We start from the raw sequence: 25,404 nt of genomic DNA, 5'->3' as shown, positions 1-25,404 counted from the left end.
TGGTCCGACCTTGACGGGAGAGCACCATGAAGAAGCTGGTTGCGTCGCTTGCCGGCGGCCCTGTGCCGGATACCGACGACACAACGGATTCCGAATCAAATGAAGCCGGCACGCAGCAACCCGGCATCCCGCTCGTCGTGCCGCTGATGGACAGCGGAACCCGGTTCGTCTTCCAGATCCTCGCGCTGTGCTGGTTCGTCGCACTGGGGATCTTCTGGCGCTGGTGGCTGCGCGACGAGCACTATGTCGACGCGTTCCGCTTCGGCGTCAACTGCTTCGTGCTGTTCTGGACCACCTTCATTCCCGGCTATTTCATCTTCATCATCCGCTCGGCGGTCGTGCCGAATCCTTCACTGCCCGTACCACGCGACTGGCGCGTCGCGATGGTCGTCACCAAGGCGCCGTCCGAACCGTTCGACATCGTCCGCACGACACTGCTCGCGATGCTCGACCAGACCTACCCGCACGACACCTGGCTCGCCGACGAAGACCCGTCCCCCGAAACGCTCGACTGGTGCCGCGAGCACGGCGTATTCGTGTCGACGCGGCGCGGCATTGCCGCGTACCACCGGACCAGCTGGCCGCGCCGCACCAAATGCAAGGAAGGCAATCTCGCGTACTTCTACGACATGGTCGGCTACGACAACTACGATTTCGTGTCACAGCTCGACGCCGACCACGTGCCGACCCGCACCTATCTCGAGGAGATGCTGCGGCCGTTCGTCGATCCGGAAATCGGCTACGTGTCGGCGCCGAGCATCTGCGACAGCAATGCCGGCGACAGCTGGAGCGCGCGCGGTCGCGTCAACGTCGAGGGGCCGCTGCACGGCACGATGCAGGCCGGCTATGCGGGCGGCCTCGCGCCGCTGTGCATCGGCTCGCACTACGCGGTACGTTGCCGGGCGCTGCGCGAGATCGGAGGGCTCGGGCCCGAGCTCGCCGAGGATCACTCGACCACGATGATCTTCAACGCGAACGGCTGGCGCGGCATGCACGCGCTGAACGCGATCGCGAACGGCGAAGGGCCGCGCACGTTCGGCGATCTCGCGACGCAGGAATTCCAGTGGTCCAAGAGCGTGATGATCATCATGCTGCGCTACACGCGCCGCTACTTCACGGGCCTGCCGCTGAAGCTGAAGGCGCAGTTCCTGTTCTGCCAGCTGTGGTACCCGCTTTGCGCGCTCGCGATGGCCGGCAGCGTCGTGATTCCGGTCGTCGCGCTGCTGACCGGCCGCGTCTGGGCACACGTCGACTACCTCACGTATCTCACCTACGCGCTGCCGCTCACCGTGCTGATCCTGTGCGTCGTCACCTGGGCCACGCATTCGACGCAGTCGTGCCGTCCGTTGAATACGAAGCTGCTGTCCTGGGAAGGGCTCGCGTTCGTCTTCGCACGCTGGCCGTGGGTCGTGCTCGGTTGCCTGTCGGCGATACTGGACTGCGTGCGCGGCAAGGAATTCCCGTTCAAGGTCACGCCGAAGGGCGGCACGATCGAGCAGGATGCGCCGCTGCGCGTGGTCGCGCCATACCTGCTGATCTCGCTGTTCTGCAGCCTGCCCGTCGTCGCTGTCGAGAACCCGCGCAACGCGGCCGGCTTCTATCTGTTCTCCACACTGACGAGCATCCTCTATCTCGTGATCGCGGCCGTCGTCGCGGTCAATCACGGCCGGGAGCAAGGGCTCGCCGCGTCGACGCTCGGGCAGATGTTCGCGAGCCGCCTGCCCGTGCGCAACGCGCTGTTCGCCGTCGCGCTCGCGATGCTGCTGACAGGCATCGGGCTGCGCGCGCCGAAGGGCTGGCAGGCGATGATGTGGCGCTCGGGCGTGCCGGCCGTCGCAATGACCGAGCCAGCGCCGGGCGAACCGGTCAGGCAGCCCGAACTCGGCGCGTACGATCCCGAACAACGGTTGAGCGCCGATCCCGTGCTGACGTTCGACCATGTGTTCGTGTCGTGGAACGCACCCGACCTCGGCGCGCAAATCGGTGACGCATACCGGACCGCGCAGGCCCGCAACCGCTCGCTGATGCTGACCATCGAGCCTTGGGCCGCCGGCGACACGCGGCAAGGCGCGCTGCTCGCGGATATCGCGCACGGGCGCTACGACGCGCGGATCGCGACCACCTGCGCGGCGCTCGCGGCATTGAAGGGCCCCGTGTTCGTGCGCTGGGGCCACGAGATGGAGGCGGACACCGGACGCTACCCGTGGGCCGTCGGCGACGCATCGGCCTACGTCGACGCATACCGGCGCGTCGTAACCGCGTGCCGCACGATGACCGACCGGATCCGCTTCGTATGGTCGCCGGCCGGCAACCGGAACCTCGACGACTATTTCCCCGGCCGCGGCTATGTGGACGAAGTCGGCCTGTCGGTATTCGACTGTCCGCGCTGCGCGATCTGGCCGTCCGGCGGCCACTTCTCCGCGGCGAGCATCCTGCAGGCCAAATACGCGCGGGTGATCGACTACGGGCTGCCGGTGATGGTCGCGGAGCTCGGCGTCGACGGGTCGAATTCGCGCAAGCGCGAGGAACTCGACGAATTCCAGCGCTCGCTATGGCGCTATCCGCTGCTGAAGGCCGTGGTCTATTTCAATGCGGTCGATACACCCGGCGCGTGGCCGGCGCACTACGTGCCGGACTGGCGAATCGCGCCGGCGTTCCTGCAGACGACGGTCGTCGCGAAATAACCGCCGGCCGTCGGCACGTCAGCCGAGCAGTTCCTTCTTCCGCAGGTGCACGACGTCGCGCATCGGCGGCGCGCCAAACAGCCGGCTGTATTCGCGGCTGAACTGCGATGCACTCTCGTAACCGACGACGGCGGCCACCGACCCGACGTCGCCACCCTGCCGCAGCAACAGCCGCCGCGCTTCGTGCAACCGCAGCTGCTTCTGATACTGCAGCGGGCTCAGCGTCGTCACGTGCTTGAAATGATGATGCAGCGACGACACGCTCATGTTGACCGCCTGCGCGAGCGACTCGACGCGCATCGGCTCCGCGAAGTGATCGCGGATCCATTCGATCGCGCGTGCGATCCGGTGCGTCTGGCTGCCCGCAATGGCCATGTGCCGCAGCCGCGTGCCCTGCCCGGTCGTCATCAGCCGATACAGCAGTTCCTTTTCGATCAGCGGCGCGACGACCGGAATGTCGGCCGGCGCATCGAGCAGCCGCAACAACCGCAGCGCGGCGTCGAGCAGCGGCGGTGTCAGTTCGGCGAGCGCGATCCCCTCGCCTTCCGGGCCCGCTTCGGGCTCGGGCAGCCGCATCTCGGCCGCGAGCTCGACGATCCGCTGCGGATCGAGCGTCAGCGACAGGCACAGGTACGGCGCATCCGCCGACGCGCGCGTCACGCGCGAGAGGATCGGCAAGTCGATCGACGTAATCAGGCAATTGTGCGTGTCGTATTCGTAAGCCTGGCCGGCCACGATCACGCGCTTCGCGCCCTGCGCGGCGATCACGAGCGCAGCCCGCGACACGCCGCAGCCGAGATCGACCGGACGCGTGTGCCGATGCAGCATCAGGCCCGGCACGGCGGTCGAATGCGAGCCATCGGCCGGTGCGAAACGGCCGATCAGCGACGCCAGCTCGCGCCGCCCGGATTCGCGCGACGCCACGATATCGGTCATGTCCATGACGCATCCTCGAATGATTTCCCCGTGTCGCGCGAGCATAGCGAAACGGCCCGCCGTGTGCCGGGGATTTGCAGGATTGTTCAATAAATTTGCAGGATTGGGTAGACGCAAACTTCGCGTGCTCGCGCACACTGCCCGCTAACCGGGCGCATGCCGGGTTTTCCCCACGGAGACATACAAAATGCCTACCTCGTTTGTCCTGAACGGCAAGAACGTCACGCTCGACGCCGATCCGTCGATGCCCGTCCTCTGGGCGATTCGCGAACACGCGGGACTGACCGGCACGAAGTTCGGCTGCGGCATGGCGCAGTGCGGCGCGTGCACGGTGCACCTCGAAGGCCAGGCCGTCCGCTCGTGCGTGCTGCCACTCGCCGGGATCGCGGGCAAGCACATCACGACGATCGAAGGCCTGCAGAGCAAGCCCGCGCACGCTGTGCAGGCCGCCTGGGTCAAGCTGCAGGTACCGCAATGCGGCTATTGCCAGTCGGGCCAGATCATGTCGGCCACCGCGTTGCTCGAACAGAACCCGAAGCCGACCGACGCGGACATCGACGCGGCGATGAACGGCAACCTGTGCCGCTGTGCGACCTACGCCCGCATCCGGGCCGCGATCCACGACGCCGCCGCGACGCTGGGAGCCTGACCATGACGATCGAACTCGACAACACCGGTTCGGTGCGTCCGTCGCGCCGCACGTTCCTGAAGGCCGCGGGGGCCGCCGCGGTCAGCCTGACCATCGGCTTCGACTTCGCCGGCTTCGGCCGCCGCGCGCTCGCCGCGAATGCACCGGCCGCCGGTTTCGCGCCGAACGCATTCCTGCGCATCGCGCCCGACGGCACCGTCACGGTCATCGCGAAACACGTCGAGCTCGGCCAGGGCGCGTATACGGGCATCGCGACGATCGTCGCCGAGGAGCTCGACGCGAACTGGTCGAACGTGCGCGTCGAAAGCGCGCCGGCCGATGCGAAGCGCTACGCGAACCTCGCGTTCGGCACGATGCAGGGCACGGGCGGCAGCTCGGCGATGGCGAACTCGTGGCAGCAACTGCGCGAAGCGGGCGGCAAGGCCCGTGCGATGCTGGTGTCGGCCGCCGCGGCCCGCTGGAAGGTGCCGGCCGGCGAGCTGACGACCGCCAATGGCGTCGTCACGCACGCGAAGAGCGGCAAGACGGCACCGTACGGCACGCTCGTCGCCGATGCGTCGAAGCTGCCCGTACCGGACAAGGTCACGCTGAAGCAGCCGGCCGATTTCAAGCTGATCGGGCACCGGATCCCGCGTGTCGACGCGTCGGCGAAATCGAACGGCACCGCGCATTTCACGCTCGATACGACCTTCCCCGGCATGCGCGTCGCGCTGCTGCAGCGCCCGCCGCGCTTCGGCGCGAAGGTGAAATCGTTCGACGCGACGGCCGCGAAGGCCGTGCCGGGCGTCGTGTCGGTCGTGCAGGTGCCGGGCGGCGTGGCCGTCGTCGGAACCGGCTTCTGGGCCGCGAAACAGGGCCGCGACGCGCTGAAGGTCGACTGGGACGAAGCGAACGCCGAAAAGCGCGGCTCGGACGAGATCATGCGCGAATACCGGCAGCTCGCCGACAAGCCGGGCACGTCGGCGCGCAAGGACGGCGATGCCGATGCGGCGATCGCGGGCGCGACGCGCAAGATCGCCGCGACGTACGAATTCCCGTATCTCGCGCACGCGCCGATGGAGCCGCTCGACGCGGTCGTCAAGCTGACGGCGGACAGTTGCGAAATCTGGGCCGGCGACCAGTTCCAGACCGTCGACCAGGCCAACGCGGCCAGGACAGCGGGGCTGAAGCCCGAGCAGGTGCAGATCCACACGCTGTATGCGGGCGGCAGCTTCGGCCGGCGTGCGAACGCATGGTCGGACTACGTGGTCGAGGCCGTGTCGATCGCGAAGGCGCTCGGCGCGGACGGCAAGCCCGTCAAGCTGCAGTGGACGCGCGAGGACGACATCCAGGGCGGTTTCTACCGGCCGATGTACTTCCACAAGCTCGATGCGGGCCTGACCGCCGACGGCAAGCTGGTCGGCTGGCGGCACCGGATCGTCGGCCAGTCGATCCTCGCCGGCACGCCGTTCGAGCCGTTCATGGTCAAGAACGGCGTCGACGCGACGTCGGTCGAGGGCGCGGCGAACCTGCCGTACGCGGTGCCGAACGTGTCGGTCGAGCTCACCACCGCGAAGACGGGCGTGCCCGTGCTGTGGTGGCGCGTGGTCGGCAGCTCGCACACGGCCTACGCGGTGGAGGCGTTCATCGACGAAGCCGCGCATACGGCCGGCAAGGATCCGTACGCGTTCCGGCGCGACCTGCTCGAGAAGGAGCCCCGGATGCGCGCGGTACTGGATCTCGCCGCGCAGAAGGCCGGCTGGGATCCGGCCAAGCCGCTGCCGAAGGGCCGCGGGCGCGGGATCGCGGTCGCCGAGGCATTCAAGAGCTATGTCGCACAGGTGGCCGAGGTGTCGGTCGACGCGGACGGCAAGGTGAAGGTCGAGCGCGTGGTGTGCGCGGTCGATTGCGGGATCGCGATCAATCCCGACATCGTCGCCGCGCAGATGGAGGGCGGCATCGGCTTCGGGCTCGGCGCGGTGATGCACAGCGCGATCACGCTGAAGGACGGCCAGGTCGAGCAGCGCAACTTCGACGGTTATCACGTGCTGAGGATGGCCGAGATGCCGAAGGTCGAAGTGCATATCGTGCCGTCGGCCGAGGCGCCGACCGGCGTCGGCGAGCCGGGCGTCGCGCCGGTCGGGCCGGCCGTGGCGAACGCGATCTTCGCGGCGACGGGCAAGCGGCACTACGTGCTGCCGTTCGATTCGGCGGATGGCGCGAAGGCTTGACCGTCCGGAAGGCCGGCCGCGGGCGAGACGTCCCTCGGCCGGCTTCCATCCGGCCCCACACACGTTACGTCAGACGTAACGCCCGTAACGTCGCCCGCCGATGCTACGTAACAATCCTTCAATATTGCTCCGACCCCTTCGGTACCCGCGCGGCGCCTCCCGTTAAAAATTCTTTTAAATTCAACGCTGCCAAGCCGTTTGCGCCGACACTGCCGTCGGCCGCCACCCGGCAATCCTTCCCCTGGCCCGAAAGTTGCAGCACAGGACCCGCAAACACTCCTTAATGGACATGCGAGGGCCACCATGGATTGCAAATACCTGTACATCGACAACATAAAAATCAACTTCGTGCGCCGCACGATCGAGATCGACAACAAGATCGTTGACGTCACGCCGCGTGAATTCGACGTCGTCGAATTCCTGCTCGACAACATGAACAAGATCGTGCCGCGGCAGGCAATCCAGGAGGCCGTATGGGGCCGTGAGCTCGGCGTGTCGTCGCGCACGCTCGACACCCATATCTCGCGTATCCGTTCGAAGCTGCAGCTCGACCACGACAAGAACCTGCGGATCATCCCGATCTACGCGGTCGGTTATCGCCTGGTGCTGTTCGGTGCGGCGATGACGCACGTCGAGCGCCACGACGCCGCGCCGATCCTGCGCGCCGCGCCGCAACCCGTGATGGCGGCCGACTACGCGTGACGCTTCACCCGCGCGCCGCCTGGTCGCGGCGCGCCGGCCACGCTCCCCCCACCGCGCTGCGCCAAATCGCAGCGCTTCGCGGCCTGCCCGCCGGATCCGGCCTGCACGCCCTCCGGCCCGCCAGCCAGTCGCGACCCGACCGCCGCCTCCGGGCGGCGGTTGCTTTTGGGCGCCGGCCACTGCCCGCCCGGCTTCGGCACGCTTCGTAGCACCCCGCTTCCCCGATCGCCGCACGATGCGCGCGACTACGGATTCCGGCGCGGCACGCGGCCATGGCCGTCCCTACAATCGACGCAGCAGCCGCGCGCCTTTTCTCGCCGCCGGCCCCGGAACAACCCGTCGAATCAACACCGAATCCGCCCCGATCCCGCCGTGCCTGCGCAGTTCCTGACGAATGCCGACGCCGGCGACGCCGCGAGCCGGGCGATGCCCGCCGCTTCCGCGCCGCCGGCCGCGGTCGCGCTCGACGCGTCGCCCTACCTGCCCCGCCTGTCCGCCGCCGCCGCGCGCGGACTGTCGCATGCGTACTGCGCGACCGGCGCCGTTCCGGTCACGCTCGGCGAGCATGCGTACGAAGTGCGCTGGCGCGTCGACGCGGAGCCGACCGCCGATGCGCACGCATACCGTTTCGTCATCGGCCCGGCCGCCGGCACGCTGTGGATCGATCCGGTCGCGGAAACGGCATGGCTCGGCGACGCAGCCGATCCGGCCGTGCCGGCCGTGATCCGCGCGGCGCTGCTCGGCGACCTGTGCGCACCGCTCGCGGCCGTGCTGCAAGCCGCGACGCGGCAGCGCGTGGAACTGCTGCCGCCGCCCGAAAGCGTGCCGGCGTGGCGCGCGGCGCCGGCCGCGCTGCGCTTCGAGCTGCGGCGCGCCGATGCCGCGTGGCGCTGCCATGGCGCGCTGCTGTTCGACCTGCCGGATGCGCTGGCCGTGTTCTTCGCCACCGCGCCGGCCGCACTCGCCGATGCCCGCGCGGCCTACGCGAACCTGCCGGTGCCGCTCGTGTTCGAGATCGGCCGCACCGAGCTGACGACGGCCGAACTGGCCGACGTCGTCGGCGGCGACATCATCGCGATCGAACGCTGGCAGGCGCACGAGCAGAACCTGCTGTGTGTCGCGCGACTGCCGGCCGCGCCGGCGTGGGAGATCACCGGACGGCCGTCGGGCAACCGGCTGACCGTCGAACGAATCAGGGAGATGCCTTTGGAACCGACCCGCACCGACAACGCGCCCACCACGACGCACGACGCGCCCTCTACCGATGCGCCGCGCACGCTCGACGGCCTCGCGGTCGACCTGCGCTTCGAGCTGCCGCCCGCGTCGATGCCGCTCGGCGAGCTGAGCGCGCTGCAGCCAGGCGCCGTGATCGAGCTGCAGCAAGGGATCAACCAGAGCGTGATCCATCTCGTCGCGAACGGGATGCTGATCGGCACCGGCCACCTGATCGCGGTCGGCCAGAAACTCGGCGTGCGCGTCGTCACGCTGACGCAACCCGTGCCGCGCGAGCGCTGAACGATGGGTAGCCTGCCGAATCCGGTCGCGCTGATCGCGGTCATTGCCGCGCTCGGCATCGCGCCGTTCGCGGCGCTGATGGTGACGAGCTACACGAAGCTCGTGGTCGTGCTCGGCCTGCTGCGTTCCGCGCTCGGGATCCAGCAGGTGCCGCCGAACCTCGTGCTGAACGGCATCGCGCTGATCCTGTCGCTGTTCATCATGGCGCCCGTCGGGATGTCGATCCGCGATGCGCTGCAGGCACGCCATTTCGATGCGTCGGCGCAGTTGTCGACCGCCGATATCGGCGCGCTTGCCGATGCCGCCCTGCCGCCGATCAAGGATTTCCTCGTGTCGCACACGCGGCAGCGCGATCGCGAGTTCTTCGTGCGCACCGCGACGTCGGTGTGGCCGAAGAACCGCGCGGACGGCATCAAGGACGACGACCTGCTCGTGCTGGTGCCGAGCTTCACGCTGGCCGAACTGACGAAGGCGTTCCAGATCGGCTTCGTGATCTATATCGTGTTCATCGTCGTCGACCTGCTGGTCGCGAACATCCTGCTCGCGCTCGGCATGCAGATGATTTCGCCGACGACGATCTCGGTGCCGTTCAAGCTGCTGCTGTTCGTCGCACTCGACGGCTGGTCGCTGCTCGTGCACGGGCTGGTGATGTCGTACCGCGTGGCGGGCGCGGGATGAATGCGCGCGGCCTGCGAATCGCGGCCGCGTGCCGGTGCGCGCTGGTCGTGCTCGCGCTTGCGGGCATGCCGCCGCGCGTCGCGCAGGCAGCCGGCAGCGGTGCGGATTTCGCTCGACTCGCGCGTACCTGCGCGTCGAACGTCGATCCCGACACGCTCGCCGCGCTGGTGCGCACCGAGTCGGGCTTCAATCCGTATGCGATCGGCGTGGTCGGCGGCCACCTGACGCGGCAGCCCGCGTCGCTCGACGAAGCACGCGCGACCGCACGCGAGCTCTCGTCGCGCGGTTTCAGCTACAGCGTCGGCCTCGCGCAGGTGAACGAGCGCAATTTCGCGAAATACGGGCTCGACGCCGCGACGATGTTCGAGCCGTGCCGCAACCTGCAGGCCGGCGGCGCGATCCTGACCGAGTGCTTCGCGCGCTCGTCGGGTACCGGCCGCGCCACGCAGGCCGCGTTGCGCGCGGCGCTGTCGTGCTACTACAGCGGCAACTTCACGACCGGCTTCTCGAGCGGCTACGTGAGCCGCGTGGTCGCGAGCGCGCAGCGCAACGCGCGCGAAGGCGGCGCCGGACCGATTCCCGTCGTGAGCGACACGCCGCCGCCCGAGCGCCAGCGGCGCATGGCCGCGGCCGCCACGACGCCGCCCGAACGTGCGCGCCGCTTGCCGTCGCCCGCCGCCTCCGCCGACGCGCCATCGTGCCATGCACGGCCGGTCGTGATGATGTGCCGCGGGCTGCCGGCCAGCCAGGCGAAGCGGCTTTGCGTGAAGTGCCTCGACCAGTAAGCCGCCGCGGCGCGGCGCATCACCCCGCGCGCTGCGCCTCCAGCCACGCCTGAAACATCAGCACCGTCCACAACTGGTGCTGCCAGTTCATCCGGCCGGTCTGGTGCTGCCGCCACAGACGCTCGACCGCGGTCGCGTCGAAGAAGCCCTCTTCGCGCAGCCGCGACGGCCGCAGCAATGCCTCGGCCCAGTCGCGCAGCGAGCCGCGCAGCCAGTGGTCGACGGGCGCGCAGAAGCCCTGCTTCGGCCGGTCGATCAGCGCGGACGGCACGTACCGGTCGAGCAGCCGGCGCAGCAGCGCCTTCGACTGCCCTTCCGGCAAGCGCACGGCCGCCGGCACGCGCCACGCGAATTCGACGACGTGATGGTCGAGGAACGGCATGCGTGTTTCGAGGCTCACGGCCATCGCCGCGCGATCGACTTTCGCGAGAATGTCGGTCGGCAGGTACGTGAGCGTATCGATCGCCATCGCCTGCTCGGCGAAGCTCAGGTGCGCGGGCCACGCCGACGCCGTGTCGAGCGGCGTCGGCGGCTCCTGCCCCGACAGCGCGATGCGCTCGGGATGATGCACCGACGACATCAACAGCCGGTACAGCCCGATGCGGCTCTCGGCCGTCATCACGTGGCCGAGCTTGTGCAGGCGATCGCCGATGCGCGCCGCCGAGTCGCGCGCCTCTACGCCGCCCCACGCGCCCTGCGCGACGGCCGCGAGCTGGTCCGCGTGATCGGGCCGCAGCGCATGCAACGCGGCCGCGATCCGCGCGCGCACGGCGGCCGGCACGCGATGCAGCTTGCGCCACAGGCGCGGCGTCAGGAAGTAGCGCGTATAGCCGCCGAACAGTTCGTCGCCGCCGTCGCCTGACAGGCTGACCTTCACGTGCCGGCGCGTCATTTCCGACACGAGGAAGGTCGGGATCTGCGATGCATCGGAAAACGGCTCGTCGTAGATCGACGGCAGCTTCGGCACGACGTCGAGCGCATGGTCGGCCGTCACGTAGAGTTCGGTATGACGCGTGCCGAGGTGGCGCGCGACGGCCTTCGCGTAACCGGCTTCGTCATAGCCGGCTTCGTGGAAGCCGATCGTGAACGTGTCGACCGGCGTCGACGATTGCGCCTGCATCAGCGCGACGATCGCCGACGAATCGACGCCGCCCGACAGGAACGCGCCGAGCGGCACGTCCGCTTCCATCTGCCGCGCGACGGCCTGGCGCAGGATCGCGTCGAGCTGGCCGACGGCCTCGTCGGCGCTGCCCTCGAACGGCTGCGCACGGCCCGCCTCGATGGCCTGCTCGAGCGTCCAGTACGCACGCACGCGCGGCGTGTCGCGCGCATGCTCGAACTGGATGTAGGTGCCGGGCGGCAGCTTGTGGATGCCGCGATAGATCGTGTAAGGCGCGGGCACGCTCGACTGGCGCAGGTACAGGCACAGTGCATCGCGATCGATCGTGCCGTCGAAGCCCGGATAGCCGCGCAGCGCCTTCAGCTCGGACGCGAACACGAGCGCGTCGCCGATCCGGCCGTAGTAGAGCGGCTTCTCGCCGATCCGGTCGCGCGCGAGCGTCAGCACCCGCGACGCGCGATTCCACAGCGCGATCGAGAACATGCCGGTCGCGCGGCGCAACGTTGCCTCGACACCCCACGCGACGATCGCCGCGATCAGCACCTCGCTGTCGGAGTGGCCGCGCCACGCCGGTGCGCGACCCGCGCGCTCGAGTTCCGCACGCAGTTCGCGATGGTTGTAGATTTCGCCGTTGAAGACCATGACGTAGCGGCCGCACGCGGATGCCATCGGCTGTCGGCCGTGTACCGACAGGTCGACGATCGCCAGCCGCCGGTGGCCGAGCGCGATGCCGGCTTCCGGGTCGACCCAGATCCCCTGCCCGTCCGGCCCGCGATGCGCAAGGCTCGCCGTCATTCGCGCGAGCGTGCCGCGCGCTGTCTCCTCATCGAAGGCGACGCTATTCAGAAAGCCGTCGATTCCGCACATTTGATTTGTCCGCCCCTGTTGACCTGTTCCGTCACGCGTGGCGCCACCTCGCGGCTCGCCGTCCGGCGTGACGGTCGAGCCATATTACGAAGAAATAAATCAGCAATAATTCACCGGTGAATGCCGGAAGAAACCGGAAAAAAAACGGCGTCAAGCGTCCGGTACTGATAGTCGCGTCAAGGGGCCATATCGGATTGATACGGATGGCCGAGGCACGTTGCAGAATGAAAAAAGGGGCGGCATTCAAGCAGGCTCGCCCCGACCGTCGCCACGCGCGTCACGCCACGCCGGTCGCCCATTTCAGCAACTGCGCGACCTCGCGGAAATGCTGCTGCTGGATCGTGCCGTTCTCGGGCGTCGTCTCGTACAGCGCCTGTGCGAGCCCGACGTTCGCGAGCGTCGGGCGCAACGCGTCGCGCGCGAGTCGCACGATCCGCTCGGCCGCATCGCCCTCGCCGCGCGCGAGCACCCACGGCAGCGTGCCGACCCCGCCGTAATAGAGCGCAACCGCGACACGCGGCGAATACACGACCACCGACGCGAAACCGATCCGGTCGGGCAGCGACGCGAACTGCGCTTCGCGCGCGAGCTGCCGGCGCTTCGCCTCGATATGCGGATCGCCTTCATCCTCCTTCAGCTCGCGCCGCACTTCGTCGATCGACATTTTCATCTTCTGGTTGAACGCGTGCCGCTGGTGCACGATGTCGATCAGCGCCATCACGATGTAGACCAGCGCAGCCCAGCCGAACAGCAGCATCAGCAGCTTCACGATCAGCGCGAGGATCGACACCGGCCGCGTGAAGCCCGACTGCACCGCCGGGTCGAGCGACTCGACGATCAGCCAGCCGAGCGTCGCGACGAGCAGCACCGTCTTCAGCAGCATCTTCGCGAGATTCACGAGGTTGCGCATCGACCACATGTTCTTCAGCCCTTCGGCCGGATTGAGTCGCGACAGCTGCGGCATCAGCCGGCCCCACGCCATCACGCCGCCGACCTGCACGAAGCCCGCGAGCAGCCCGGCCAGCAACCCGGCCGCGACGATCTGCGCGGACAGCGTCACCCAGTCGCGCGCGGCGCCGTCGATCAGCACCGCGATCCGCGCGGACGGATCGGCCGCGCCGGCCGCGTTGAACACGAGCCGGAACAGCGCCTGCAGCCGCGCGAACAGCGACCCGATGCCCACCGCGAGCGCGACGCACACGCCGACGAAGAACGCCGACGAAATCGTCTCCGCGCTCTTCGGCACATCGCCTTTCTCGCGCGCCTCGCGCAGGCGCTTCGCGGTGGGCTTCTGGTCCTTTTCGGCCATGTCGGCTCCCGCGCGCTCAGCCGCCGCCGTGCGCGGCGAACAGCGCACGCAACAGCGCCATCAGCCCGCTGTCGGGGCTCAGCAGCGAATGCAGCGACGCATACACCACCGGCAGGAACAGCATCATCATCAGCAACGCGAGCGCGCTCTTCAGCGGTTGCGCGAACACGAAGATGTTGAGCTGCGGCACCGCGCGCCCGACGAGGCCGATGCCGAGCTCGACGAGGACCAGCACGATCGTCACCGGCGCGGCGAGCTTCACCATCCATTCGAAGATCGTGTCGGTCTGCCGCACGATGAAGGTCTGCAGCATCGACGAGAAATCGGGGCCGAGCGAGCCGATCGGCCACCACGCGTACGACTGCGCGAACAGTTGCACGAGCACCTGCAGGCCGCCCGCCGTGACGAACAGCGCGATCGCGACGAAATTCAGGAATCCCGATGTCGGGCCGCCCTCGTGGCCGCCCATCGGATCGAAGAACGCGGCGCTGCCGCTGCCGGTCTGGAAGTCGATCAGGTAGCCGACGCCCTGGATCGCGAACAGCACCGCGCTGAACGCGCCCGCGAGCAGCATGCCGACCACCGCCTCCTTCGCGACGAGCAGGCACCACATCAGGAACGGCAGCGCGGCCACCTGCGCGGAATCGATCGCCGGCGCGACGAACGCGGCGATCACGACGGCGATCCCGTTGCGCACGAGGCCCGTGATGATCTGCTCGTTGAACACCGGCACGACGAACATGATCGGCAACAGGCGCGGCATCACGTAGAGCAGCGGCCGCAGCGTGCCCGCAACGTCGTTGAAACCCGCGGCCTGGTCTAGCATCGGCGCTCCGCGACGGCGGGTGGAGCGGTATCGTCGGTCTGACTGGTGGCGCCGGGTTCAGTTCCGGGTTCGGTGCCTGCCTCTGCGTCGCTCATCTCCGCATCGAACGCGGCGGCCGCTTCCGGCCGCGCAACGGCATGGGCGGCTGCATCGCCCGCGACGGCCGCCCACGTGCCGGCCGTCGCGAATCGCCGCACGGCGTAGCCGTCCGCGACTTCGTCGGCGTCGCGCTCGACCCGCGCGGCGCGTGCATGCAGCGCCTTCTCGCCGGCCTTCTCGAGCTTGTCCTCGGCGGCCTTCGCCTTACGCGCGGCGCGCTGCAGGTCGGCCAGCGTCGCCTCGTGGCCGCGATGTACGTGCGCGGCCTCGTTCACGGATGCGTTTGCGGTGCCGATGTGGCGATCGAACGTTCGCGTGTCGGCCGCCGCGTCCTGCAGCGCGCGTGCCTCGCGCACAACGTCGGCGAGCCGCGTCTGGATCGCGGCCTTGGCGGCCACCTGCTGCGCAAGCTGCGCATGAGCGGCATCGAGCGCGCGGCGGCTCTGCGCGGCGATGCCCTGCTGGCGCGCCGCCGCGACACGGGCGATCTGGCTGCGCATCTCGCGCACGCGCTTCAGGCGCGCGAGCGTCGCGAGCACGAGGCGGTCGTCGGCTTCAGACATGATCGTTCGCCAGCTTCATAAGCTTCGCGAGCTGCGCGTCGAACCGCACGTCCTCGTTCGACGCCTGCGCGCAGAACGCACCGATCGCGTCGCGCGCGCGCAGCGCGAGATCGCCGAGCCGGTCGCTGCCTTCGCGATACTCGCCGATCTGCACGAGCAGCTCGATCTCCTGGTACTTCGCGATCAGCTCGCGCACGCGCGCGGCCGCCTGCTGGTGCGCGCGGCTCGCGACGAGCGGCATCACGCGCGACAGGCTCGCGAGCACGTCGATCGCCGGATAGCGGTTCGCGAGCGCGATCTTGCGCGACAGCACGATATGGCCATCGAGGATCGAGCGCACTTCCTCGGCGATCGGATCCGACTCCTCGTCGCCTTCGACGAGCACCGTGTAGAGCGCGGTGATCGACCCGTGCGCGCCCTGCCCCGCGCGTTCCAGCAGGCGTGGCAGCACCGCGAACGTCGACGGCGGGAAGCTGCGCCGCGTCGGCGGCTCGCCGCTCGCGAGGCCGACCTCGCGTTGCGCGCGGGCAAAGCGCGTCAGCGAATCGACCAGCAGCAGCACGCGCTTGCCCGCATCGCGGAAATGCTCGGCGATCGCGGTGGCGACCAGCGCGGATTTCACGCGCTCCATCGCGGGGCGATCGGAGGTCGACACGACGACGATCGAACGCGCACGCACCTCCGGCGACAGGCTGTGCTCGATGAATTCGCGCACCTCGCGGCCGCGTTCGCCGACGAGAGCGATCACGTTCACGTCGGCCTGCGCGCCGCGCGCAATCATCCCGAGCAGCGTGCTCTTGCCGACGCCGGACGGCGCGAAGATGCCGACGCGCTGCCCGATGCCGAGCGTCATCAGGCCGTCGATCACGCGCACGCCGGTCGGAAACGGAGTGTCGATCATCTTGCGCGCGAGTGGATTCGGCGGATCCTGCTGCGTCGACACCCACGCGGCGCCCGTCACCGGCCCGCGATCGTCGAGCGGCCGGCCGAGCCCGTCCAGCACCCGGCCGAACAGTCCTTCGCCCACCGGAAACACATGCTCGCGCCCGGACGGCACGACGGTCGTCTCCGGCGACAGCCCTGCCACGTCGCCGAGCGGCGTGAGCAAGGTCGTCTGCCGCGAGAAGCCGACCACCTCCGCGAGCAACGTCGGCTGGTTCGGCGTGCGCAACTCGCAGATCTCGCCGAGCCGCGCCCGGATGCCCGTCGCGTTCAGGATCTGCCCGACCGCGTGATTGACGCGCCCCTGCACCGACACCGGCGAGAAGAACGCGAGCCCCGCGTCGAGCTCGCCGACGAGGCGGCCGTGATCGAACGGCGCGTCGTCTTCGCTGCCGAACGGCTGCGGATCGTCGAGCGGTGCGCTCATCGCGCGGCGCCCTTCAACGCGTCGCGGCGGATCGCCTGACGCAGCGCGTCGATCTGCAGGTCGAGGCTCGCGTCGATACGCCCGGACGGCGTCTCGACCGTGCACGCGTGGCGTTCTAGCTGCGCGTCCTCGACGATGCGGATCTTCTGGCGGTTCGACTGCCCGGCGAACGCGCCGTCGAGCGCATCGCGCATCTCGTCCTTGCGGCCGGGCGCGACATGCACGACCAGGAACGCCTCGTCGCGCACGAGCGGCGCGATCCGCGCGAGTGCGGCCTCGTACAGCTTCTGCGTGCTCATCTCGCCGACGATCGCGCGCACGGCTTTCACGACGATATCGGCCATCGCATCCTTCATCGTCTCCATCGTGCGCGTGGCGGCGAGTGCCTGCGTGTACGCCTGCGCGGCCTGCTCGCGCTGCGCGCGGCGCATCCCTTCGTCGTAGCCGGTCGCCTGGCGCTTGTCGAATTCGCGCTGTGCATCGGCGACGATGCGCGCGGCCTCTTCATGCGCGGTCGCGATCACCGCGGACGCGTCGAGTAGCGCCGCGTATTCGCGTTCCTTGAGCACCTTGCGCTCCGACAGCAGTTGCAGGTTGTCGCTCGTGATCAGAAAAGCCAGTCCCATGACGCAAGCCTCTCGGGAATCAGAAACAGGAACATCAGTTCGCCGAACTGGTCGCGCTGCGCGCGGTTCAGCCAGTAAGGCGCTTCGTCGTCGATCGCGCGGTTGAATTTCAGGCGGACGCGCCGCGCGACCGCGTCGCCGGCCACGCCGATGAAATCCGCGAGCAGCCGCCCGCCGCGTGCACGGATCACGACCGGCAACGCGGCGGGATCGGCACGCCACGGTTCGAGCGTGTCGGTAAGCGCGCCGAATTCCGGCGCGCGTTCGAGCGCCAGTTCCAGCGCGTCGCCGCCGAGCCGCGCCGCGACTTCCGCGCGGATGCGGCGCGCGGCCAGCGCATCGCGCAGCCAGGCGCGATGCAGCAGCAGCCCCGCATACGCGGCCAGTTGCTCGAGCGCCGCGCCCGGCAGCAGCGCGAGCCGCGCGCTCGGGCTCGCGACGTCGAAGTCGTGCCGGTCGGCCACGCCGTTCGCATCGAGCAGGTGCCGCGCGAGCAGCTTGCGGCCGGCCGCGCCGAACGCGTCCGGCGAGCGGTAGCTCGCGGGCCAGCCGGCCGGCACGCGCGTCACGTGCAGGTAGCGGTCGGGCCGCAGGTTGAAGTCGCAGACGAGCGCATGGAACGCCGCGCGGCGCGGCGCGGGCGGCGCCGCGAGCGGCTGCAGCCACGGCAGCGGCGCGGCGTCGGTCAGGTTGAGCCCGTCGCCCGGCAACAGCGCGTGCGGATCGCTCATGCGCCGTCGGGCGTGCGCAGGCCACCACCCGACTGCGACGCGCCGCCGGCACCGTTCGCCGCGCGCGGCGCACCGAGCAGGCCCGCGAGCCGTGCGCCGAACATCCCGCGCCGGGCGGCCGACAGCGCGATGACCGCGCAGGTCAGCAGGATCAGCGCGAACACGAGCCAGCCGAGCGGCGAACGCAGCCGCACGATGTCCGACACCGCGCTGCCGATCCCGTCCACGCGCGTTGCCTGCGCGGCGGCCGGCTGCAGGAACAGCGACACGTTGTCGTACTGCAGCCCTTCGATGCTGTGCGCCACGAGATCCTTGACCATCGGCGCCATCGCGCGCAGGTCGACGCCCGGCCGATAGCGGATGTACACGGCCGCCGACGACGGCTTGATCTTGTCCGCGAGCGGATCGTTCTCCGGAATCACGACCTGCACGCGCGCGACGACCACGCCCTCGATGTCCTGCAGCGTACGCGACAGGTCCTGCGACACGCCGTACAGGTAGCGCACACGTTCCTCGGCCGGCGTCGACACGAGGCCCTGCTTCTGGAACAGCTCGCCGAGGCTCGCATAGCTGGGCTTCGGCAGCCCGTTCGCGTGCAGCACCGTGAGCGCCGACTGCATGTCGCCGTCCGCGACGCTCACCAGCCATGCGCTGCGGTCCGACGTGTCGCGCGCGTCGTTGTCCTTCGACGCGCTGATGCCTGCGTCGCCGAGCACCGCGATCATCTGGTTCGCGTCGCGCTCCGACAGTCCCGAGTACAGCTCCTTCTGGCACCCGGCCAGCAGCACGAGCAGCCCCGCGAGCAGCGCGCGCGCCGCCCGGCTGCGCCACGCATGCAAGCGCGGCGTCGAATCGATCGTCGTCATCGTTTGTCCGCTTCAGGGCGCGCGAGACCGGATCCGGCCCACGCGCGCCATCACTCCTGCGTCTTCAGCACCGTGTGCGTGAAGCCGTTCGCCGCCTGCGCGACCGACAGGCTCAATTGGTATTCCGAAATGGTGGTGGTCGCCGTCCACTGGAAATCCATCGCCTTCACCATCGTCATCAGCGGATCGCTGCGGTTGTCCGCCATCGACGTCAGCATCTCGCTGCGATGCTTGTCGATGTTCGCGTACCGCGAATCGAGATCGTTGCCGTAGGTACGCAACCGCTCGACCAGCGATGACTGGTTCGCCTGCGCGGGCGTCATCTGCACGGCCGGCGCCGCGTCCGCCGGCGCGCGCGACATCGCGACGCCTGACGCGGACGGCGGGGCGGCCGGCGATGCCCCCGGCTGCATCAGCGCATCGAACTGGCGCACCCGCGCCGGATCGGACGCCGCACCCGTCTGCTGCTGCGCGGCACTCGCGAGCGCGGCCGCGCCCGGCGGCGCCGCGCCTACGCCTGTCACTGACATGTCCATGCCCTCCTTGAGTGGCCGACACCGGACCGGATCGGTCGGGCCAGCCCGGAACAGGCCGGCCGGCACGCGCGCATCCGCCGCCGGATGCCCGTCTCGGGCAGACCCGGCGCGCGGCCACGCGCGGCACGGCCGGCGACCGGCGTCATGCGCGGCCGGCCGAGCTCAGGTGTTGCGCGACCTGGGCGTTTGCCGTCCCTTCTTGCGCGGTCACTGCGTTGCTGGTTTCGAACGTCGCCGTCGACTGCTGAACCTGGAAGTTGATCTTCGTCAGTTCGAGCTGCGTCTTGGTCAGGTCGTCTGCCTGCTGCTGGACCTGGTTCGTGTTGGTTGCACCACCTGCTGCCTGCGTACCCATGTTGCGCTCCTTTACGTGAACGTCATCCACCTTCCGGCGGCGGCCCCATGCCCCACCGGCGACGTGAGCCGCCGCACCGCTGCGACGCCTCGCGTATTGAACGCACCGCGCGCCGCGCGATGCGCATGACCTGTCGCGGCGCTAGTGCGCCACCTCCTTCGATGCGCCGGCGGCGGCCGCTGCCTCCGGCAACAGCGTCGGCCCCGGCACCGGCTGCGCGACTCCGGCGGCCGCGCCGCTCGCCAGCGGCGCCACGGGCGGCGCCGGCGCCTGCCCGGGCGCACTCGCCGACGGGCCGCCGAGCGGCATCGTGATGCGCTGACCGTTGCGTTCGAATACGACTTCGTCCGCGCCGATCGACATGACGGTCGCGCCCTCCTTCAGCCGCGCGCCTTCGAAGTAACGGCTGCCGTCGGCCGTCTCGATGTAGCGCTGGTCGCCGTCGCCCGCAAACACCGTCGTAATCTCCGGAATCCCGGCCATGCCGCCGAGCGTCGTCGCCGTGCGCGGCGCGGCCGGATCGGCATCGCGCACGTGATCGACGACTTCGAGCGCCGGACGCGCGTCCTTCATGTAGTTGCGGATGCGCGGCTCGATCTGCGCACGCGCGGCCGCGCCCGTCAGTTCGATCCGGCCACGGCCGAGATACGTGACCGTCAGCGACGTATCGCTGAAATAGGTCTGCGCGGTCGCGACCAGGTCGCTCACCACGTAGATGTTGCCGAGCGCCGCGTTGTCGACGCCCGCGACGATCTGCGCGACGCGTTCGCGCGCGGCCGGATCGCCGACGTAGCCCGACACGATCACGCCGTCGTCGCGCGGCGCGACGGCCAGCTCCGGATACGCATGCAGCAGTTGCTGCAACCGATGCGTGCGCGCGAACACCGATTCGTGCTGCCACGGCAGGCGCCCCGACCACGTGACGAAGCCGTAGCCGAGCGCGCCGAGCAGCACGCCGATCCACAGTGCGACCAGCGCGATCACGAGCCGCCGGCTGCCGAGGCGGCGCAATCCGCCCGTGAGCCAGCCGAGCCACGCGGCCTCGCGCGCGGCGTCGGGCGCGTCGGTTTCGTCGGGCAGCGCGACGCTCGCCTGTGCGTGCCGCGCGATGCCGAGCCGGATCGAGCCGACCGTCACGACATCGTGCGGCGTCATTGAGCGGCGGCCCGCGCCGAGCGGTTCGTCGTTGAACAGCACCGCTGCGCCGGTCTCGCCGCCGTGGTTTTGCACGGTCACCGCGAGCGCGCCGACCTGCAGGCACACCTGCTTCGCGCCGATCTCGCGATCGGGCAGGATCACTTCGCAATCGGCTGCCGTGCCGACCCAGTTCGCGCCGCGCGCGAGCGACATCGTGCGGCCGTACATCGGCCCGCTCAGGAAGCACAGGTTCCACGGCGACGCGAGCGCCGCCGCGCCGCCCCCCGCGCCGCCGGGCAATGCGCCGTCGCCGTGCGGATCAATGATGGTCGTCGACATGCGTGGTCACTCCTGCGGTCGCCGCCGCCGGCTGCGCCGCCGCATCCTTCGGTGGCGGCAGTGCAGGCGGGCCGAACTTCGTGCCGGGCAGCGGCTTCGGCGTCAGCGGCACCGCGACGTCGTTGTCCGGCGGGCGATACATCGACATCCCTTCCGGATTGGCCGGCGCGTCCACGCCCGGATTCACGGGCGAGCCGTCCGGCGCATACATCGACGCGTTCGTCACCACGCGCGGCGTCAGCAGGTAGAAGCGCTCCATGTGGTTGCCCGACTTGTCGGTGTACTTGAACAGGTTGCCGATCAACGGAATGTCGGACAGCCAGGGCACGCCGCTCTTGTTCAACTTCACCTCGTCGTCGTTGAAACCGGCGATCAGCAGGCTCTTGCCTTCGTCGATCATCGACTTGGTGACGATGTTGCGCTGCTGGATCACCGGGATGTTCGACACGGCCTGCCCCTGCACGACATTGCCGTCCTGGATGTCGATCGACATCATCACGCTCTGCGGATTGCCTGATACGGCGGCCGCGTTGCGGATCGCCTCGTCGACGATCATCGGCGTCACCTTGATGCTCGTGCCGGTCGTCACGCTGTACAGCGACGAATCCTGATAGCCCTGCACCTGCACGTAGAACTGCGTGAGGTTCTCGAGGATCGCCTCGGTGTTGTCGAGCGCGAGCACCTTCGGTTTCGAACGCAACTGCGCCTGCCCCTTCTGCGCGAGCGCGTTCACGCGTGTGAGCAGGTAGTTGCGCAGCGAGCCGCCGATCGATGCCGTCAGCGCGATGCCGGTCGGCAGGAAGGTGCCGGTCTGCCCGGTTTCCGACGTGCCGACGCCGAACGTCAGCGGCGGATTGCCTGCGCCGTTGTACTGCGAGTTGCCGTTCAGCGGGTTCGCGCCGTTGCCGATCTGCACGTCGCCGTGCGTCGTGTGCAGACGCCAGTCGATCCCGAGGCTGTCGAGCGAATCCTCGTTGATGTCGATGATCGTCACGTTGATCTCGACGATGCGCGGCCGCTCGTCGAGCTGGTTGATCAACGACTGGTAGCGATACATGTTCTCCGGCAGGTCGCGCACGATCACCGCGTTGATCGCCGGATCGGCAACGATCTGCGGCAGCGCGTCGCCGCCGCCGGCGTTCGCGAACGGCGAGAGCCCGCCGGCCGCGCTGCTGTCGCCGGTATAACCGCCCGAACGCGGGCCGCCGGAGATGTCGGGGAAGTCGAGGCGCGGCACCGCGATCGTCAGCCCCGAGCCGAGCTTCACCTGGCGCGCGGCCTGCCCGAGCGGCGTGCTCGACGGCAGCGCGTTCGTGCCGCCGCCCTTGCCGAACAGCCGGCTCAGGATCGTCGCGACGCCCGGCACCGTCACTTCCTTGCCCGAACGGTTGATCGTGAAATCCGACGCCCAGCCGTACTTGAGCCGGAACGCGCGAATGTCCGCATGCGCCCCGTTCGCCGACGGATCGCCGACCGAGCCGACCGCCTGCCGCACGAGTTCGACGTAGCGGCGCGGGCCGGCCACGTACACGCTGTTCGCGCGGTCGTTGATCACGAGCGTATAGCGCTTGTCGGGGATCTGCATCGCCTGCAGCGCGCGGCCGATTTCACCGGATGCATTCGGCGGGACCGGAATCATCTGCGTCTGCGACTGGTCGGCCGGATCGACGTACAGGAACGAACCGTCGTAGTACCACGTGAGCCCGTAGGTCGAACAGATCGTGTCGAGCGTCTGTTGCGGCGTGCCCGAGAAGCGGCCGCTGATCACGCCGTCGACCTTCGGGTCGACCACTGCCGTCACGCCCTGCGACGACGCGAGCTCGCGGATGAAGTCGCCGATCTTCTTGCCGTTCGCGACGATCGTGAACGGCTTGTTGCGCCAACGCAGGTCCGCGGCCCGCGCATGCTGCGCGGGCGCCATGCACAGCGACGCCGTGAGCAGCGCGGTCGCGCACATGGCAAGCGCGGCCCGTTGCAGGCTGCGCGGTTGAAACCGGATCGGGGCGACGCGTCGACGCATCAAAAGACTCCTGTGGAAGAAACGAACATGCGTTCCAGCGCCTGCTGCGCGAAGCGCAGCACTTCGCCGCCGAGCCACGCCGACAGCAGCACGAGTGCGACCATCACGGCGATCAGCCGCACCGCGATGCCGATGTTGGCGTCCTGCACCTGCGTGACGGCCTGCAGGATCGCGACCACGAGTCCCGTGACGGTGGCGATCAGCACGATCGGCAGCGACAGCAGCAGCACGAGCATCAGCGCCTGGCGCGTCAGGTCGAGGATGGTCGAGCTCGTCATTGCACGGCTCCCGGCACACGCACGTCGGCGCCTGCGCCGACCGAGCCGTCGTCCGGCGGGTTCTTGACCCAGCCGACCGTATGCAGCTGCACGTCCTCCTCGACCTCCTGATACGACAGCACCGCGAGGTCGGGCAGCACGGGCTGCAGGATCGTCTTCACGTAGCGGCGCGCGCCGAGCGCGACCATCACCGCGAGCCGCACCGCGCCCTGCGCATTGCCGTGGCCGCCGGGGCCGGCCGCCTGCGCGGCCTGCACGATCGCGCGCACCTGCTCGCCGATGTCCTGCTTCACCGCGCTCGACAGCGCGAGGAAATTGCCCTGCTTCGTGCGCATCACCGCAGTCTCGATCCGTTCCTGCAGGTTCTGCTCGAACAGCACGACCCGCAGTTGGCGCGTCGTGCCCGCGTGGCGGTCGGTAATCATCCGGCGCAGGTCGACGCGCACGAGCTCGACCAGCGCGATCACGTCGTCCGGTTCGTTCGGCGCCCACGTGATCAGGCTTTCGAAGATCACGCGCAGATTGCGGATCGGCACCTGCTCGGCAAGCAGCCGGCGCAGCACCTCGGTCACGCGCTGCAGCGGCACGAGCCGCGTCAGCTCGCCCACGAGTTCCGGGTGCTCGCGGCGCACCAGATGCACGAGCGCCTGCGTTTCCTGGATCCCGAGCAGTTCGTCCGCATGCTGGCGCACGATCTGCTCGACGTGCGCGGCGAGCGCGCTTTCGCTCGACAGCCACTTGCCGTCCGGCGCGGTGCCGTCGGGCTTGATCCACAGCGCGGTCGCGAACGGGCCGAAGGCCTCGGCCGGCTGGCGCTCCGCGCGCTCGGGCAGCGGCGCGACGCCGTCCCACAACAGCCAGCCCGGCTTCAGCGCGCCGTGCGCGGCGAGCACGTCCTGCAGATAGATCCGGTAAGTGCCTGCCGCCGCGCCTTCGTCATCGTTCAGCGTGATGCGCGGGAACACCGTGCCGATGTCCGCATCGACACGCGCTTTCGCGCTCGACAGCGCGGCCTGAAACTGCGCGAGATTCAGGCTCGTGCGCAGGTCGTCGGACAGCGACACCGCGATCAGCGACGTAACGCCGGCCGCATGCGATACCTTCGCGGGCTGGCCGTCGTCGGCCGCGCCGACCCGCCCCGCGATCTGGATCAGGTTGAAACTCGGCGCGGTCGTCTTGCGCTTGAGCTGCGAGAACGCGAACACGCCGAGGCCGATCGCGATCAGCGCGAACGACCATTTCGGGAAACCGGGCACGACGAGGAAGCCGCTCAGCACGACCGCCGCGATCAGCAACGCACGCGGATGCGCACCCAGCTGCTCGCCGAGCTGTTCGCCGAGCTGGCGCTGCCGCGCATCGCGCGTCGCGACGCGGGTCGTCACGATGCCCGCCGCGATCGACACCAGCAGCGACGGAATCTGCGACGCCATCCCGTCGCCGACCGTCAGGATCGCGTAACGCTGCAGCGCCTGGCCGATATCCATCCCGTGCATCAGCGTGCCGACCGCGATCCCCGCGACGATGTTGATGAACGCGATCACGAGGCCCGCGATCGCGTCGCCCTTCACGAACTTCATCGCGCCGTCCATCGCGCCGTGCATCTGCGATTCCTGCTCGAGCTTCTCGCGGCGCTCGCGCGCTTCGTCGGCGTTGATGATGCCCGCGCGCAGGTCCGCGTCGATGCTCATCTGCTTGCCGGGCATCGCGTCGAGCGAGAAACGCGCACCGACTTCCGCCACGCGCTCCGACCCTTTCGCGATCACGATGAACTGCACCACGGCGATCACGAGGAACACCACGCCGCCCACCACGACGTTGTTGCCGACCACGAGCCGCCCGAACGCGTCGATCACGTGGCCCGCGTTCGCGTGCAACAGGATCAGCTTGCACGACGCGATGTTCAGCGCGAGCCGGAACAGCGTCGTGAACAGCAGCAACGCAGGAAACGACGAGAAGCTGACCGCCGACGGCACGTAGGTCGATACCGTCAGCAGTACGACGCTCGCGGCCAGGTTCAGCGAGATCATCCCGTCGAGCGCGGCCTGCGGCAGCGGCAGGATGAACAGCGCGACGACCGCGATGATGAACGCCGCGATAAACAGGTCGGCGCGCGGCGACGCGCCTCCGAGACGCCGTCCGGACACGCCGCGGCCCGCGGAAAACAACCGCTGCCAGTCGCGTGGGAGCGCCTTCGGTTCTGCCAT

The 25,404-nt window shown here is 69.2% G+C and carries 22 protein-coding genes; 7 read left to right on the top strand and 15 right to left on the bottom strand.

What is annotated here, in order from left to right; genetic code table 11:
- Positions 1–26 precede the first annotated feature (26 nt).
- Positions 27–2,684 (top strand): glycosyltransferase, encoded by a 2,658-nt coding sequence (locus KEC55_RS16645; protein ID WP_282508891.1) that lies wholly within the window; start codon positions 27–29, stop codon positions 2,682–2,684.
- An 18-nt stretch (positions 2,685–2,702) separates the two neighbouring features.
- Here KEC55_RS16645 and KEC55_RS16640 read toward each other — a convergent pair whose 3' ends face one another.
- Complete coding sequence (locus KEC55_RS16640; protein ID WP_282508890.1) at positions 2,703–3,626, bottom strand: AraC family transcriptional regulator; 924 nt, start codon at positions 3,624–3,626, stop codon at positions 2,703–2,705.
- Between the two features lie 181 nt (positions 3,627–3,807).
- On the opposite strand from KEC55_RS16640, the gene KEC55_RS16635 reads away from it, so the two are divergent.
- The 6 genes from KEC55_RS16635 (at position 3,808) to KEC55_RS16610 (ending at position 10,159) form a co-directional block, all read left to right on the top strand.
- Positions 3,808–4,269, top strand: a complete 462-nt coding sequence (locus KEC55_RS16635) for a (2Fe-2S)-binding protein (protein WP_011354470.1) — start codon at positions 3,808–3,810, stop codon at positions 4,267–4,269.
- A 2-nt stretch (positions 4,270–4,271) separates the two neighbouring features.
- The gene (locus KEC55_RS16630) at positions 4,272–6,479 is read left to right on the top strand and encodes a xanthine dehydrogenase family protein molybdopterin-binding subunit (protein ID WP_282508889.1); all 2,208 of its coding nucleotides are present in this window, start codon (positions 4,272–4,274) and stop codon (positions 6,477–6,479) included.
- A 303-nt stretch (positions 6,480–6,782) separates the two neighbouring features.
- Complete coding sequence (locus KEC55_RS16625; RefSeq protein WP_282508888.1) at positions 6,783–7,181, top strand: winged helix-turn-helix domain-containing protein; 399 nt, start codon at positions 6,783–6,785, stop codon at positions 7,179–7,181.
- A gap of 372 nt (positions 7,182–7,553) precedes the next feature.
- Positions 7,554–8,696, top strand: a complete 1,143-nt coding sequence (gene sctQ, locus KEC55_RS16620) for a type III secretion system cytoplasmic ring protein SctQ (RefSeq protein ID WP_282508887.1) — start codon at positions 7,554–7,556, stop codon at positions 8,694–8,696.
- Positions 8,697–8,699: 3 nt separating this feature from the next.
- Positions 8,700–9,374 (top strand): type III secretion system export apparatus subunit SctR, encoded by a 675-nt coding sequence (sctR, locus tag KEC55_RS16615; RefSeq protein WP_124449673.1) that lies wholly within the window; start codon positions 8,700–8,702, stop codon positions 9,372–9,374.
- A complete protein-coding gene (locus KEC55_RS16610) occupies positions 9,371–10,159 on the top strand; it encodes a lytic transglycosylase domain-containing protein (protein ID WP_282508886.1) in 789 nt (262 codons plus the stop codon). The genes sctR and KEC55_RS16610 overlap by 4 nt, the downstream gene beginning before the upstream one ends.
- Before the next feature lie 19 nt (positions 10,160–10,178).
- Here the strand turns inward: KEC55_RS16610 and asnB are convergent, their stop codons facing one another.
- The 14 genes from asnB to sctV form a co-directional block, all read right to left on the bottom strand.
- Positions 10,179–12,146: an asparagine synthase (glutamine-hydrolyzing) gene (gene asnB, locus KEC55_RS16605; protein WP_282508885.1), complete on the bottom strand. Its 1,968-nt coding sequence runs from the start codon at positions 12,144–12,146 to the stop codon at positions 10,179–10,181.
- A 277-nt stretch (positions 12,147–12,423) separates the two neighbouring features.
- The gene (locus KEC55_RS16600; protein ID WP_282508884.1) at positions 12,424–13,455 is read right to left on the bottom strand and encodes an EscU/YscU/HrcU family type III secretion system export apparatus switch protein; all 1,032 of its coding nucleotides are present in this window, start codon (positions 13,453–13,455) and stop codon (positions 12,424–12,426) included.
- Positions 13,456–13,471: 16 nt separating this feature from the next.
- Positions 13,472–14,281: a type III secretion system export apparatus subunit SctT gene (gene sctT, locus KEC55_RS16595; protein WP_282508883.1), complete on the bottom strand. Its 810-nt coding sequence runs from the start codon at positions 14,279–14,281 to the stop codon at positions 13,472–13,474.
- Complete coding sequence (locus KEC55_RS16590) at positions 14,275–14,943, bottom strand: hypothetical protein (protein WP_282508882.1); 669 nt, start codon at positions 14,941–14,943, stop codon at positions 14,275–14,277. The genes sctT and KEC55_RS16590 overlap by 7 nt, the downstream gene beginning before the upstream one ends.
- Positions 14,936–16,312, bottom strand: a complete 1,377-nt coding sequence (gene sctN / locus KEC55_RS16585) for a type III secretion system ATPase SctN (RefSeq protein WP_282508881.1) — start codon at positions 16,310–16,312, stop codon at positions 14,936–14,938. The genes KEC55_RS16590 and sctN overlap by 8 nt, the downstream gene beginning before the upstream one ends.
- On the bottom strand, positions 16,309–16,938 hold the full coding sequence (sctL, locus tag KEC55_RS16580; protein ID WP_282508880.1) for a type III secretion system stator protein SctL: 630 nt from the start codon (positions 16,936–16,938) through the stop codon (positions 16,309–16,311). Before sctL ends, sctN begins: the two co-directional genes overlap by 4 nt.
- Entirely contained in the window at positions 16,920–17,669 is a 750-nt protein-coding gene (locus KEC55_RS16575; protein WP_282508879.1) for a SctK family type III secretion system sorting platform protein, read from the bottom strand. Before KEC55_RS16575 ends, sctL begins: the two co-directional genes overlap by 19 nt.
- Positions 17,666–18,535 carry a type III secretion system inner membrane ring lipoprotein SctJ gene (sctJ, locus tag KEC55_RS16570; protein WP_282508878.1) on the bottom strand — a complete coding sequence of 290 codons (870 nt, stop codon included), beginning with the start codon at positions 18,533–18,535 and terminating at the stop codon, positions 17,666–17,668. The genes KEC55_RS16575 and sctJ overlap by 4 nt, the downstream gene beginning before the upstream one ends.
- 50 nt (positions 18,536–18,585) lie before the next feature.
- Positions 18,586–19,065, bottom strand: coding sequence for a hypothetical protein (locus KEC55_RS16565; RefSeq protein ID WP_282508877.1), 480 nt, complete (start codon positions 19,063–19,065; stop codon positions 18,586–18,588).
- 148 nt (positions 19,066–19,213) lie between these two features.
- Positions 19,214–19,426, bottom strand: coding sequence for a hypothetical protein (locus tag KEC55_RS16560; protein WP_034180511.1), 213 nt, complete (start codon positions 19,424–19,426; stop codon positions 19,214–19,216).
- A gap of 141 nt (positions 19,427–19,567) precedes the next feature.
- On the bottom strand, positions 19,568–20,902 hold the full coding sequence (sctD, locus tag KEC55_RS16555) for a type III secretion system inner membrane ring subunit SctD (protein WP_282508876.1): 1,335 nt from the start codon (positions 20,900–20,902) through the stop codon (positions 19,568–19,570).
- Positions 20,883–22,922, bottom strand: coding sequence for a type III secretion system outer membrane ring subunit SctC (gene sctC / locus KEC55_RS16550; protein ID WP_282508875.1), 2,040 nt, complete (start codon positions 22,920–22,922; stop codon positions 20,883–20,885). The genes sctD and sctC overlap by 20 nt, the downstream gene beginning before the upstream one ends.
- Positions 22,922–23,200: a type III secretion system export apparatus subunit SctS gene (gene sctS, locus KEC55_RS16545; protein WP_282508874.1), complete on the bottom strand. Its 279-nt coding sequence runs from the start codon at positions 23,198–23,200 to the stop codon at positions 22,922–22,924. Before sctS ends, sctC begins: the two co-directional genes overlap by 1 nt.
- The gene (gene sctV / locus KEC55_RS16540) at positions 23,197–25,404 is read right to left on the bottom strand and encodes a type III secretion system export apparatus subunit SctV (protein WP_282508873.1); all 2,208 of its coding nucleotides are present in this window, start codon (positions 25,402–25,404) and stop codon (positions 23,197–23,199) included. Before sctV ends, sctS begins: the two co-directional genes overlap by 4 nt.

The sequence above is a fragment of the Burkholderia cepacia genome (assembly GCF_029962485.1).
In the GTDB taxonomy this organism is placed as follows: Bacteria; Pseudomonadota; Gammaproteobacteria; order Burkholderiales; family Burkholderiaceae; genus Burkholderia.
This window is presented reverse-complemented; position numbering and strand designations above follow the sequence as displayed.